13 protein-coding genes are annotated in these 12,987 nt (G+C 41.8%); 6 read left to right on the top strand and 7 right to left on the bottom strand.

Going from position 1 to position 12,987, the window contains the following annotated elements; genetic code table 11:
- Positions 1-111 precede the first annotated feature (111 nt).
- Positions 112-1,368 (bottom strand): Nramp family divalent metal transporter, encoded by a 1,257-nt coding sequence (locus JOD17_RS09440; protein WP_204697289.1) that lies wholly within the window; start codon positions 1,366-1,368, stop codon positions 112-114.
- Positions 1,369-1,593: 225 nt separating this feature from the next.
- Here JOD17_RS09440 and JOD17_RS09435 point away from each other — a divergent pair, with 225 nt between their 5' ends.
- Positions 1,594-2,307, top strand: coding sequence for a hypothetical protein (locus JOD17_RS09435; protein WP_204697287.1), 714 nt, complete (start codon positions 1,594-1,596; stop codon positions 2,305-2,307).
- 94 nt (positions 2,308-2,401) lie between these two features.
- On the opposite strand, the gene JOD17_RS09430 is transcribed toward JOD17_RS09435, so the two are convergent.
- From JOD17_RS09430 to JOD17_RS09420, 3 genes are all read right to left on the bottom strand, one after another.
- Positions 2,402-3,730 (bottom strand): oligosaccharide flippase family protein, encoded by a 1,329-nt coding sequence (locus tag JOD17_RS09430; RefSeq protein WP_204697285.1) that lies wholly within the window; start codon positions 3,728-3,730, stop codon positions 2,402-2,404.
- A 132-nt stretch (positions 3,731-3,862) separates the two neighbouring features.
- Positions 3,863-4,360, bottom strand: a complete 498-nt coding sequence (locus JOD17_RS09425; protein WP_204697283.1) for a sigma-70 family RNA polymerase sigma factor — start codon at positions 4,358-4,360, stop codon at positions 3,863-3,865.
- A gap of 229 nt (positions 4,361-4,589) precedes the next feature.
- A complete protein-coding gene (locus JOD17_RS09420; RefSeq protein WP_204697281.1) occupies positions 4,590-5,786 on the bottom strand; it encodes a CdaR family transcriptional regulator in 1,197 nt (398 codons plus the stop codon).
- Positions 5,787-5,956: 170 nt separating this feature from the next.
- On the opposite strand from JOD17_RS09420, the gene JOD17_RS09415 reads away from it, so the two are divergent.
- The gene (locus JOD17_RS09415) at positions 5,957-7,126 is read left to right on the top strand and encodes an NAD(P)/FAD-dependent oxidoreductase (RefSeq protein ID WP_204697279.1); all 1,170 of its coding nucleotides are present in this window, start codon (positions 5,957-5,959) and stop codon (positions 7,124-7,126) included.
- Between the two features lie 194 nt (positions 7,127-7,320).
- Positions 7,321-8,574: a serine hydrolase gene (locus JOD17_RS09410; protein ID WP_204697278.1), complete on the top strand. Its 1,254-nt coding sequence runs from the start codon at positions 7,321-7,323 to the stop codon at positions 8,572-8,574.
- 37 nt (positions 8,575-8,611) lie between these two features.
- On the opposite strand, the gene JOD17_RS09405 is transcribed toward JOD17_RS09410, so the two are convergent.
- The 3 genes from JOD17_RS09405 to JOD17_RS21295 are packed head-to-tail and all read right to left on the bottom strand — an operon-like array spanning position 8,612 to position 10,478.
- A complete protein-coding gene (locus JOD17_RS09405) occupies positions 8,612-9,688 on the bottom strand; it encodes a YkvI family membrane protein (RefSeq protein ID WP_204697277.1) in 1,077 nt (358 codons plus the stop codon).
- 26 nt (positions 9,689-9,714) lie between these two features.
- The gene (locus JOD17_RS21300) at positions 9,715-10,185 is read right to left on the bottom strand and encodes an aspartate/glutamate racemase family protein (RefSeq protein ID WP_239575404.1); all 471 of its coding nucleotides are present in this window, start codon (positions 10,183-10,185) and stop codon (positions 9,715-9,717) included.
- Positions 10,083-10,478: an aspartate/glutamate racemase family protein gene (locus JOD17_RS21295; RefSeq protein WP_239575403.1), complete on the bottom strand. Its 396-nt coding sequence runs from the start codon at positions 10,476-10,478 to the stop codon at positions 10,083-10,085. Before JOD17_RS21295 ends, JOD17_RS21300 begins: the two co-directional genes overlap by 103 nt.
- Positions 10,479-10,700: 222 nt before the next feature.
- Here JOD17_RS21295 and JOD17_RS09395 point away from each other — a divergent pair, with 222 nt between their 5' ends.
- The 3 genes from JOD17_RS09395 to JOD17_RS09385 are packed head-to-tail and all read left to right on the top strand — an operon-like array spanning position 10,701 to position 12,897.
- Positions 10,701-11,024: a PadR family transcriptional regulator gene (locus JOD17_RS09395; protein ID WP_204697276.1), complete on the top strand. Its 324-nt coding sequence runs from the start codon at positions 10,701-10,703 to the stop codon at positions 11,022-11,024.
- Positions 11,017-11,907, top strand: coding sequence for a permease prefix domain 1-containing protein (locus JOD17_RS09390; RefSeq protein ID WP_204697275.1), 891 nt, complete (start codon positions 11,017-11,019; stop codon positions 11,905-11,907). Before JOD17_RS09395 ends, JOD17_RS09390 begins: the two co-directional genes overlap by 8 nt.
- 18 nt (positions 11,908-11,925) lie before the next feature.
- Positions 11,926-12,897 (top strand): hypothetical protein, encoded by a 972-nt coding sequence (locus JOD17_RS09385; RefSeq protein ID WP_204697274.1) that lies wholly within the window; start codon positions 11,926-11,928, stop codon positions 12,895-12,897.
- The last annotated feature ends 90 nt before the right edge of the window (positions 12,898-12,987 follow it).

Raw genomic sequence — 12,987 nt, 5'->3', positions numbered from 1 at the left:
GCTGAGAGCAAATATAACAGGGAAATCAACGAAACGAAAAAAGAGGAAGAGAAGTAAGCGTTTACTTAAATGCGGGGTATGAAACCCTAGCCAATGAGCTAGGGTTTTGGGTTAAAAGAAATCAATAAACACTTGAACCGCAAGGACGGTTACGAGTCCGATAATAAGAACATTGATGACATTGCTTGCCGTCGTGTTTTTAAATTGTCCCATACGATCGGTTTTGTTCGTTAAGATGAACAAGACAACAGTGAGTACAGGCAACAATAATCCGTTGACGGCTTGTGCAGAAATAATAAGTTCGATTGGTGAACCACCGAACACCCAAACGAGTGCAATTGGAATAATCGCTGTTACGATTAGAATGATTCGATTCACTTTTGAACCTGGATCTTCAGAACGTTTAAAGGCATGCCCAAACAACATCGGTTGCACCGTTAAGTTAAATAGTCCGGATGAAAACCCTGCGGTCCATAAACCAACGGCAAAGAAGACTGTTGCAAAAGAGCCGAGAATTGGCGTAAGTTGAACGGCCATATCGCCTGCACTTGCGATCGTTTGACCAGACCCATAAAACGCTGTCGCCGAAGAAAGTAAAATCGCAATTGAAATAAGTGCGAGTAACGTAAAGTTGATCTTTAAATCGTTAAAGGAAAGCTTACGAACCTGTTCTTTCGAATACGCCGAATCTCGATACTTATTCTTCGTAAAACCAGATAGTGCAACAAGTGTGTTCGGCACGAGAATCGTTGCCACTAAGGCTAGAATAATCAATATATTTCCTTGTGGAATGGAAAGCGTGAATCCTTGACTGATCGTGCTACCTGCATCAGGAAGTGCGACCAGAGCAGTAAGACAAAACGTAAGTACAAGCATGACCATGACGATTCGGTTTATGTTTTCAAGCACTTTGTACACGCCAAACCAAGCGATACTCATTGCCATAATCGATAACAAAGAAACCCAGGCAAGCATCGGAACAGAAGGAAACAGTAAGTTCATTGCCATGGAAGCGCCGATGAAATTACCTGCTTGGAAAGCGAGCGCCCCGAGCCATAAACCAAAAAAGATTGATTTTGACCAGAACACACTCACTTCATCACGTATGCCTTCAAGTACACTAGTCCCAGTGGCGACCGTCCAATTGATGACGGGACGTTGAATGAAATACCCGACAAGACAAGCGAGCACAAGAATCCAAGCGACTTGAAAGCCAAGCTCTGCCCCAGCAACAGATACGGTTGTCACGGTTCCTGGACCGATAATGCATGCAGCGACAATTGCGCCAGGTCCCCAAGACTTCCACCATGGTAGTGTTGCGGTTTGTACAGGTTTTGCAGTAACCGTTTCTCTCATCACATTAGACATAGCGACACACTCCCTTTTTGTATTGGGTGATTGTATCAGGGAATTGGCAATCGGTTGGGATTTTTGTGAGGTTTTCTACAGGAATGTTTTATCAGAAATTCATGCAAAATAAGTAAGCTTTTGTTAATATAATGGAAAATATAGAATATTTAGATCGGAATTAATGGAAGACCAAGACGTAAGTAAGAACAAGCAATAAAAGGGCAGAATAATGAGGAGGGACGGATGCAATCTTATACGTTGACGGCGAGTAAAATAACCGATGAGACGAAGGGAAAACCTTACCAAGTCAAAATTTCAATTACCTTTCATGATGATCAATTTTATGAGAAGATGTTTGAATTCTCACAGAAGAAACCACGATTATTTGTCGTACCTCGTGAGCGTTTTCAACATGCAATTGGAACGAATAAAGAACGTAAATATGCATTTGATGCGGTCTATCAAAAAGCGAAGTTTGATTACACGGATCAGACGTTCTTGGATTTCTTTACGGAAGGGGAATGGCTCTATTCATTTGATGAAATCCAAATGCAAGAGGAGTTTTTGGAAAAGGGGATTAACGAGTTAGACAGATTCTTGCTAAAGGCTAATTCTTTAGTAGAAGGGAAACGATCCATCGATAACGAGAAACAGAGTCGTACGCCTGCGGATCGCCGGTGGCGACGGCTGAGATGGTTCGTGTATATCGGTGGTTTTGGAGGAATGTTAGCCGTAGCTTATATCCTAGACTCTCGCCCAGATCTTGCGAGCTATATTCATCAGAATCATTTATGGTTTCCGATACTCTTACTCATCTTGCTTTCAACAATGCTGGTCTTAATTCCATTAATGGAAATACGAATTAGCCGGGGTCCACTGGATAAGAAAACGGTTGTCACAACGACCGGAGTTATTCTGGGGCTTCTTACGTTTTTCAGCGTTGCTAATTTTTTATAAGTCAAAGCTCTACTCATAGTTACAAATGAAAAACATCGACCACCTGATTCAGTGGACGATGTTTTTCATTTGTTGTTCACCTTAGATTCCACCTTCACGAAGACAGCGCTTCTTGGCGTCCCATCATGACGTTTAATCCGAGTTTTTTACAGATCGTTACATAGTGAAGCAGTGTGAGCAATACAGCGCCCATGTTCATTCCGAGTATAATGCCGTCCATTTGCAAGCTTTGCATGGACCCGAGGACGATCATTAAGACAAAGGAAATGCTCGTTGAATATAAGGAGTGAATGAACGCGTCTTTCACTAAGCCAATACCGATCAGATAAGCTTGGAGCGGTGTGGCAAAGTATTGGAAGATAAAGTAAGGAACGAGTATTTGCAAGTAAATGTGAGCCGATGATGCTTCAAAGAACAAGTTCGTAATTGGTTCTGCGAATGCATAGAACATGAGAACGACGGGCGCACCGTAAAATACGGTGACAATCATTGATAGCTTCAAATAGTGGTGCAATGTCGCGAAGTCTTTTCGTTCATAAGCGTCAGCAACGATCGGGATGAGCACGATCAGTAACGCATGGGCGATAAACGCTGGAAAGAAGCCGACGGTGAATGCAATCCCTGCTAACTTGCCGTACTCAACAACGGCGATGCTTTCAATCATGCCTGCATTTCCGAGTGCCCAAGTAATCAGGAACGGCTTAATGGCAAATGAAGCGGAATGAAAGATTCTAAGCCCGGTCGTAGGAATGGAGACGGCAAGTAACTTCTGTCGCACTTCTTTTCCAGTGAGAGTCGTCTGCTTCACGGATTTGATCTTTTTCATATTAAAAATGAACACGACCATTAAGTAACCTAAAACGAGTAATTCACTTAGTTTTAAAGCAAGTAGTGCCATGAAAATCGCAACGTCGCTGTCAAAAGAAAACAATTGGAACACAATTAGGAGACCAACGAGTTGCAGTGACCGTTTCATCAGATTGGCGATTGCAATCTTTGTTGTCTTCTGGGCACCGATTAAATAGCCCTTTACAACCGCAGAGAACGTAATGATTGGAATAAGAAGAAGAAGCATCCATTGAATCCCTACGTGGTACGTATGAAAGACAGGGAGTAAAGGTAAAATCCATGATGCGATGAACATCATGACAACAGCCCAAAGCGATGCCAACTTCAGTGCGTGTTTAAGGACGCTCCAGTGATACGTTGGTTCTTTCTCAGCAATGAGTTTTGAGATCGATACGGGCAATTCAATATTTGAAAGTACGACAACGAAAAGAATCGTCGGCAAAATGGCCATATACATTCCAAATGCCTCATCACCAAGTTCACGAGCCAGTACAACATTGATAAACAGTTCTAAGCACTCACCAACAAATGCAGCGAGTGAAAGTACGAGTAAGCCACGAAAAAACGTATTCACCGAAACACCTTCCTTCTCCTACTTATACGTATGAGACAAGGTGTGGAAATATGGGTGAAAATGATCGACAGATTTACTAAGGAAATCACTTCATACGAAAGAGTCCCTTTGAAATGCAAAGGGACTCTTTTGTCATTTTAGTACGTTTTGAAGTCGTGCAATTGCCCGCTTCCGCCAGTCTTTCACTGCGGAAACAGACACCCTGTATTTCTTTGCAATCATGCGAGGAGGCAAATCGTTGACGCAATGTTCATACGCCCATATGCGTTCTTTGTCGCTGAGAAGCGAGAGGTAATGCCCAAAATCATCCTCTGTGTATCTGTCTGTTGCGTGGCCACGCTCTTCATATGTTTCTTGGAAGTCGGTAGGCATGTTATGGCCCTGATAGGTGTACTCACTTTTGAAGTACGTCAACAGTTCATAACTTACGCAAAGCTTAGCGTACGCCGGGAAGGGTCCTTTCTCTGGATTGTGTGTTTCATATGCTTTCCACAACGCCATGTAACCTGCCTGCATTAGATCTTCATGGAAACCTCGGATCTGTGTGCGTTTAACAGATGCTTTAATTAATGGGTTGTACTGATGATAGATTTCCTCGAAGTTGAATTGTTGACGGATCGACTTTGTCACTGAAAATTCCTTCCAGTGGCGGATCCGCCGCAATTGTATTCCCTCGGGTTAAGACTATAATACTATAAAATAAGTAATATAGTCATATTATTTTTAAAAATTACGAAAATATATAATGGGATCTTATTCAGTATATTAGTGGCTGTCGTATAAAATAACAATCTAATGAAGTAACCATTTCGTCAGAGGAAACCTATTAATATCAAAACAAGAGTAGCCACTAGTAGGGCTACTCTTGTTTGACGTTTTCTTTGCCTTCTTGAAAAAGCACAGGGTTACTTTTTGCTCGCAGTGCAACATAAAGCAAGATGCAATCTTCGAATTGATCGAGATCAAGTCCTGTGATGTCTTTGATTTTCTGTAAACGATAGACGAGGGAGTTGCGATGAAGATAGAGCGCCCTTGCGGTTTTGCTTAAATTCATGTTGTGATGACAATACGAAAGAAATGTCGCTGATAGCGTGTTGAACTTCGGGTCATCAAAAAGATTCGATAAGTTATCGTGCAGGCGTTTCTCTAAGTAAGGATGTAATTGTTCAATTAGTAAAGGAAGTGCAATGGCCCAGTCTGCATAATGATAAATGTTATTCAATTCATTTGCATGTTTTCCTGCGGTCAAGGTTCTTTCTGCACTTTCAAAGGATTCTTGAATGCCAGTAATGCTTTGTCCAAGGGGACCGATCGAAATCTGACACGTAATATGATATTGCTCGAGCAGATGCTCTTGGAACCGATGAATCTGATAGTGAAACGATTTGTTTTTATACACATCATCAAGGTGTGTTGTTTTTAATAAAAGCCAACGATCAAGCGTTAGCAGTGTAAGCAAGTCCTGGTCATCATCAAGAACGTGTGCATACAGGTATTCTTGCATCACGTGGTGGTCATGCGTCCACATTGCAGGGTTTGCTTGAGATGACGGCTGAAACTCAATGAGAATGCAACATCTTCTCCGACTAAGATCAAAGCCAATCATAGTTGCATAATGTTCAATTCGATCTGCATTTGTTGAAGGGGTATGGAGTAAGTGGTGGATCAGTGTGTCGTGCTTTTTTGCCTCAAGGATCGCGCTTTCTTGATAAAACGATTCGTAACAAAGCATTTCTACATGGCTTTTTACGAGTTTCGTATAGTTGTTCACGTCTTCAGGATTGCCGACAATACCGAGAACACCGATTGCTCGTTCGTTAAAGTAAATCGGTGCGGCAACGCCAGGCAATACATTGACGAGTGACTTTGCGTACACTTCATCGAAATGAACAATTTGGTCTTTCTTTAACACATCAATCGATGCACAGTGAATGGTGCCGAGCCGTTTAGAGTCTGTGCATCCGACAATGATTCCGTGTTCATCGGTTATGCTCATCGGATAATCGAGAATATCGGTCGTTTGATCAACAATTCGTTGTGCAATTCTCTCTAGCAAACCGAACACCTGCCTTTAAAGTAATAGTATTCGTCAAATGTTGACAGGTTCCTTCGTGAAAGTGACGAATATTCCAGCTGTTTCGATTGAGTTTTTTGTGGAGAGTAGCTATAGAAGTGTCGTGATCGGTTTTGTACAGTTATAAGAAATGAAAGAAAGTAGGCGGGGCGATGAATTCGAAACATGCGGATCTATTAATTGTTGGTGGCGGTGTGATCGGATCAAGCATTGCTTATCATTTACTTAACGCGGGCTACGAGGGAAAAGTAATCGTATTTGAAAAAGACCGAAAGTATGAATATTCATCGACGTCACGAAGTGCAGGTGGCATTCGCCAATTGTTTACGACGAAAGTAAATATTGAACTGAGTCAATATAGCTTACATGTTTATAAAAATTTTCACGAAACGATGAAATTTGATGGCTTTGATCCGGAGATTGACTTGAAACAACGAGGATATTTATTTTTAGGAACCGATGAGATGATGAGCAAGTTCGAAGAACATCTCAAGTTGCAACACCAACTCGGTGTGAACTCTGAAATTCTTGATAAGGCGGGATTGTTAAACCGAATTCCTGAGCTGAATGTGGAGGATATTGCGGGAGGAATTTATTGCAGTGAGAGTGGTTATTTGGATCCATATTCCGTCATGCAAGGCTACATTAAAAATGCAAAACGTCTCGGTGCCGAATACGTATATGATGAAGTTGCAGATCTCGTGCTCGATGAAGTTTTTCAAAATGGGGTAAAAATGACGAATGGGGATACGTATTATGCACCGATCGTAATCAATAGTGCAGGTGCTTGGGCGTCACAGTTGAGTCAACAAGCGGGGTATCCGTTACCTGTCGTCTCACTCCCGCGTCGTGTGTTCCAGTTTGACACTGAGGTGCCACTACAAAACCCACTACCACTCACAATGGATCCAACAGGCGTTTATTTCAGACACGAAGGCGAGCACTTTATTAGTGGATACGCCGAAGATTATGTACCAAGTATGGATTTTAGTTGGAAGCGACAAGATTTCATCGAAAACATTTGGCCAATTATCGGACACCGTGTCGGCCCGTTTGAACAGCTGAAGCTTCAGAGTGGATGGACGGGATTGTATGACCACAACACAGAAGATCATAATGCCATTATCGGTGAACACCCCGAGGCTAAAGGGTACTACGTTGCCTTTGGGTTTAGTGGACACGGCATGCAACAAGCTCCAGCAGTCGGAAGAGGCTTGTCGGAATTGATTATGAAAGGGAAGTACGACACCCTCGACTTGAGTCCGTTACGAGTTGAACGATTTAAAGAGAATGCATTAGTGATTGAAGATGCGATTTATTAACGTTGATTGTATTGCGAATGGCGTTGGGCTGCTTAGCGTTGAGCAGCCCAACGTCATTTTTTGCTGGAAGAGGTTTTAATTGAGGTTAACCTGATTTGAACTAAGCTAGCTATACTAAGCAAAAATGTACAAAGCCAGTATCTATGGTATACTCAATTACTGTTTTTAGAAATAACATAAGGAAGGAAACAATCATGCCAACGATAACAATCTTCGCATTTTTAGTATTCATCATTCTTAGTCTAATTCCGTTGCGCAAAGAGAAAAATCGGAACACGTGGGGGTATATTAGCGCGTTTGGATCAACGATTGTAGCCATCGTTATATTTTTAGCGGTCTTATTATTAAATGTTAATTTACTATTAGGTATAGGAATCATGGTCGTCATGTCTATCCTCTTGGATCGGAACACGTATACGAAAGCAGGCATCATTACGTTAGGTGTTCTTGCCATGATCATTGGTGGTTTAGCTTATTACGTACTAAGAGAAGACGTAGACTTTGTCGTGAATTACATAAAAACAGATCCTACTACTTCTTTTTATTATGCAGTGAATAATGAAGTTGTTGTGAGTCGAAATGAAGACATGAATATTCCTTTAGCGAGTACAGCCAAAATGACTATTGCAGGTGTTTTCGCTGAGGAAGTGACTTCGGGGAACATCGATCCAGATGAACAAATCGAGATTGTAGATCTTGAGAAATTCTACTTTCCTGATACGGATGGTGGTGCACACCCTGTATGGTTGGAAGATGTAGGCGAAGACACCGTTTCGTTAGAAGAAGTTGTTCGAGGGATGATTTCATTTAGTTCAAATGCAAATACGGATTATCTTCTAGAGCGATTAGGCATAGATCATGTGAATGAACGGATTGCCGAATGGGGCTTGGGAAATCATGACAATCTAATTCCTTTTGTCAGTGGATTAATCGTAATTCAAGAATATGATGGGGAACTGGAAGACTTGTCATTTGAAGACTATGAAGAACAGGTATTTGAAACGCATCAATTGATTGTGAATAAGCAATTGGATGCAAGTGAAATGAGCCTTACTGCAGGACTAGGAGACCAACGGTTTTGGTCAGACTGGTTGCCTTCTTCTACGACAGCTGAATACAGTCGATGGCTAAATCAGGTGCAAACTGGGGAGTGGGCGGATGAGGAAACCTCCGACTATTTCATGTCGATTTTATCTGATATGTACGACGCACCAGAAGGATATACGATGATGGGTGGGAAAGGTGGTTCAACGGCATTTGTGCTAAATGAACCAAGGTTCTTGACTACAGTCGACGGTGATTCCGTGCAGTGGGCAATGTTCACCGATAACTTAAACGCGTGGGAGAGGTTTAAATTAAACCGGAATTACTTTACATTCGTACAGCAATTTCTAGAAAACCGAGAGTACAGAGAAGAAGTGGTTAAGGAATTACAGTCGGCAGAATAAAAACTAAGGTCCTCCAAAAGTTTTGGAGGACCTTGTTCTATACTTCGAGCTTTTGATCTGGAAGGTCGGTCGGCTTCTTTCTAGAAATCGCCTTAATCGTAATGGCGCCCATCAGAATAAAACCAATTAACCCTGTGATTGGATAGAGAATGTTCACGAGGTCTGTGAAGCCGACAAAGCTTGCTCCGAAGGCAAGAAAGCCGAACAATGTTCCGTACAATTTGAACTTCATTGTGCCAGGACGCATCATTCGACTCGTAAATGAATAGAGCATCCCAACGGCAGTATTAAAGATCATCCCGAAGATTAAGACGACAAAGATTAAAGCGGTCAGCGGCATAAAGTCAGATGCGATGATTAACGTCGGCATCGCCACATTTGCGGCTAAATGGAAGTTCGAGAAGATCGAAATGTGAATCATTAATGTTAGTAAGCCGAGTGTTAAACCTCCGACCATTCCTCCGATGAACAGTGCTTTTTTGTTTTTCGTAGAACCCCCCATAACTGAGAGCATCGGAAAGCTAGCCGCAACACAGTTTGAGACGAACAAGCAAGCACCAAGCAACCAGTGAAACGTTGCTGCAGATTCTGGTTGTTGGAGTTGCATAAATTGTTCAAATGAATACTCCGTCGTAACCGCAGAGTATCCGGACATGGCAACGAGCAAAATGAACATAATTGGTGTAAAGACCCCGAGTACGTAAAGAATGCCTTTGAAATTTAGAAACAGTGTTGCGATTGTAAGTACCGTAATTACAAAACTACCTAAATAAACAGGCAATCCAAATTGTTGATCAAATAGGGAACCGCCACCTGCAATCATGATGACCAAGATTCCAAATAAGAAAAAAGTCAGAAATAAATCAACAAACACAGCTAAGTACTTTCCACATAAATATTGCAGCACGCGGTAGTGGGATTTCGCGTTAATCTCGCTTCCAATTCGAATCACACTCGTTAGTAGGAACATAAAAAGTCCTGTGGCAATCAGAGCACCAATTCCTCCAACCCATCCGAAAAACGTAAAAAACTGCATGATTTCTTGTCCTGATGCAATTCCAGCTCCAACAACAACCCCAACGACCGCGAATGCAAACGTTAATCCATCTTTCATGTAAGCCTCTCCTTTGTTGAAATGTCTTACATAAATCCGTAATAAGGTTTTTGCGTGGTCGCATAGTGCATCCAATGAATAAGCGTAATAAAGTCGTACACAGGTCGAGATGTTGCTTGTTGAATCGCATGCGCATACGGTGGCAAATCGCTACACTCAAGTAGAATGACAGCAACGTCATCGTCAACGAGAGACTCGGCTGCTGTTACGGCTTCTTGTTCAAGAGCGGCGTGGTCAAATGTTCCACGATCTTCAATAATGCATGAAAATTCTGTTAAATCACTTAAGTCTTGGATGCGGATCGAAGACGGATCATGGATGCCACAATTCTCTAGAAGCTCTGGTGAAATTCCTTTTTCGTAAGCGGTGAGTATACCGGCCTTTTTATTAGGTTTTAACCCTGCAAGAAGCCAAGGAACTTGCATGAGGCTAGATAAGTAAACCGGAATGTCGACCGCTGCCGCGACTTCCTTTTGGAACCGTCCAAAAAACCACAAGCGGATGTGATGGCCCTCGCTCCTTCTTTTTCCAATTCCTTTGCGGTGTTCACAATGGTTTCGAGTAAACCTTCATCACCGTTTAGTAGTTTCATCGTCGTACAGTTCGGGACTTTCTTAGGCATGACCGGGAATGGGTATGTACTTAAATTCGCGACATTGCCTGGTACAGTTGGGTACCAGCAATCATCCAAATATAAAATACCGACTGAAAAACCCGTCACATATTGTCCGCGTAGCTGCGTCACCGATGTTGACTGTGGATGAACATAGCCATATGTACGGTTTTGCATTGGTGTCCCTCCTTTTTTAACAAAATCTAGATACTACTACGCTACCGGATTATTTGTGTGCACTCTACAGCAGACATGACCAATTTTTTTCTTGAGATGTTGCTGACCTTTTGTGCAAAAGTTCTAAAGGATTGGTTAAACGACTGACAAGTCACTGTTGAATTTCATACATTGCTATGTCTATACTTTGTAATACGAGGTATGAAGAAAAGAGGTTATTCGATGGATAAAGAAATGATGAAAGGCAATATTGATTTGATCTTACTTTCACTCATTGCGAAAGAAGACTTATATGGTTACGAAATGACAAAAAAGTTGCGCTCGATTAGTGATGAGTCATACCAAATGAGTGAAGGCACACTTTACCCATCATTGAAACGTATGGAGAAAAAAGGCTGGATCGAATCGTATTGGAATGATAGTAGCGGGAAGCGACGAAAATATTATCAGGTTACTGAAGATGGTGTACGGGAGCTCAAGAAAAAGCGTGCGGATTGGGGCGTATTAAACGATCTCGTCCAACGGACGAGTGAGTCTCATGAGTAGTTTTCCGAGTTTTGTAGCGCGGATCGTCCAGCAAACGGACGGGAGTCGCGCTGAACATGAGGATTTGTATGAAGAGTTGCTCGCTCATCTTGAAGATCTGAAAGAAGATAAAATGAGCAATGGCAAATCTGAAAAGGAAGCAGAGGAGGAAGCCATGACTGAGTTTGGCAAAGAGTCGGTCCTAGGAGATCAAATTCAACAAGCGAAATTCCCTTTTCGAAGAGAGATGTTTCTTGGATTTGTGTTTGGTTCGTTTTTATGGATGTGTGCACTGTTTGTCCATATCGTCGTATCTGAACAAATGGCAGTCTATTCATTATTTACGATCTTTATCGGGCAAATAGCGGTGCTCGTTTTATCATTAAACCAGCGATTTGTGCTTAGACGTAAACTGTGGATGAACATGGCATTGTTGGTGCATTTGTTGCTGTTTATTTTGTTTGGTCTAACAGGCCTTTATACGCAAGCAACGTCATTTCATGTGTTGTTTTATGTCTTGATTTTATTGAATATTGCACTCATTTATCTGACGACGCTATCGTACAACGAGTCATCGAAAGAAGTTAAGACTAGGCGTTATTTTCATAGTTTGCAATTAACGACAGGTTTTATCATTGCTGCGATTAATGTAACGATGAGCTTCGGTGCAATGATTTTTGTTGGCCTGAACATTATTTTGCTCAATTACGCGTTGCCGATCGTCGTATGGGCACTAAGTTACGTGTTGCAAGCAAAACTTCTACAACGAACGAAGCGAGCGATGATTATCAGTACCGTTATTACGCTGTTCGTCTTTTTGTTTGGGACATTGCCGATTGCAAGTCTTTGGTTTGAGATTGTGCCAATGGAAATTGTACGGTTTTTCTGGCCGTTTAGACCGTAGAGGAAGGAGGTTCCAAGGATGAAGTTCACCAATATACTCCTGTTACTCGGCGTGATGACCGGTATTGTCTTATCATTAGCGATCGTTGGTTACATTCAAACGAACGAAGACGATGGTCCGCGGTTTACAGGGGAGTTTGACGTTCAAAGTGATCAATTGTTGTATGCATTAGAGCATGAGGGACTGGAAATAGTGTTTGTCGATGAGGAAAAAATCTATGAAGCTGATCCTGGCTATCAATTCTTTGATCTTGCCTTTGCACGAGACGAAGTATTGTTTATTCATACAACAGGCTATGATGATCAACCAGCAGGAGAAGGAGAAAATCAACTTCGAACGAGCGAAATTATCAATGATGCAGGTGACGTCATTGTTGAGGCAAGAGGAGTACTCAATCAGCTTGTCTATGATGAAACGAATGATGAGCTTTATACAGGTGGAATTCAAGTGTCGCAAGGAGTTGAGCCTGAGCAAGGCTTTGAACCGTTAGATGAGGGTTTTTTTAAAGTTGAAGAAGACGGTTCATTGACTCGAATCTTTGATCGAGCGATGACGGTTCATCAAGTGCTAGATGAAGGACAATTTGTTGTAACGATGTATGATGATTATGAACTAGAAGAACGAACGGCAGATTCAATTTTCGATTCTGTTTCACGTTCGTACCTGTTTGATCCGAATACAAAAGAAGTTGAATTATTGTCAGGTGAAGAAACGGAAGTCGACGTTAGTCAATCAGTGATTTATGAAGATGAACTGCTCTACCAGACCATTATGAACCCGAATAGCAATGAGAACTATGATTATGATCTCGTTTATGAAGGTGAACGGTTGAACATCGGTTCAGCTGTTGGGAACATTCTCTTGCAAGATGATCAGCTATATTATACAAAACGTGATCAAAGTGGTTATCAAAAAAAGCCAACAGTTACACTTCATACGTACGACCTTTTACAAGGAATGGAAGAAGAGGTGACATTAGTCACGGATTAGCGAGTGATCACTTTAGTTTGTCAGGAAATTTAACAGAATAAAGTGTGATTTTGACAAAAAAGCGAAGGAATCTACACAATCTGCATGGAA

The sequence above is a fragment of the Geomicrobium sediminis genome (assembly GCF_016908595.1).
Classification (GTDB): domain Bacteria; phylum Bacillota; class Bacilli; order Bacillales; family Marinococcaceae; genus Geomicrobium_A; species Geomicrobium_A sediminis.
The sequence above is the reverse complement of the archived record's forward strand: the minus strand, read 5'-3'. Positions and strand labels throughout refer to the sequence as shown.

Bases quoted from the DNA above. Each gene is read 5' to 3' on its own strand.
- JOD17_RS09440 (WP_204697289.1), bottom strand. From the start codon at position 1,368: ATGTCTAATGTGATGAGAGAAACGGTTACTGCAAAACCTGTACAAACC.
- JOD17_RS09435 (WP_204697287.1), top strand. From the start codon at position 1,594: ATGCAATCTTATACGTTGACGGCGAGTAAAATAACCGATGAGACGAAG.
- JOD17_RS09415 (WP_204697279.1), top strand. From the start codon at position 5,957: ATGAATTCGAAACATGCGGATCTATTAATTGTTGGTGGCGGTGTGATC.
- JOD17_RS09410 (WP_204697278.1), top strand. From the start codon at position 7,321: ATGCCAACGATAACAATCTTCGCATTTTTAGTATTCATCATTCTTAGT.
- JOD17_RS09405 (WP_204697277.1), bottom strand. From the start codon at position 9,688: ATGAAAGATGGATTAACGTTTGCATTCGCGGTCGTTGGGGTTGTTGTT.
- JOD17_RS21295 (WP_239575403.1), bottom strand. From the start codon at position 10,478: ATGCAAAACCGTACATATGGCTATGTTCATCCACAGTCAACATCGGTG.
- JOD17_RS09395 (WP_204697276.1), top strand. From the start codon at position 10,701: ATGGATAAAGAAATGATGAAAGGCAATATTGATTTGATCTTACTTTCA.
- JOD17_RS09390 (WP_204697275.1), top strand. From the start codon at position 11,017: ATGAGTAGTTTTCCGAGTTTTGTAGCGCGGATCGTCCAGCAAACGGAC.
- JOD17_RS09385 (WP_204697274.1), top strand. From the start codon at position 11,926: ATGAAGTTCACCAATATACTCCTGTTACTCGGCGTGATGACCGGTATT.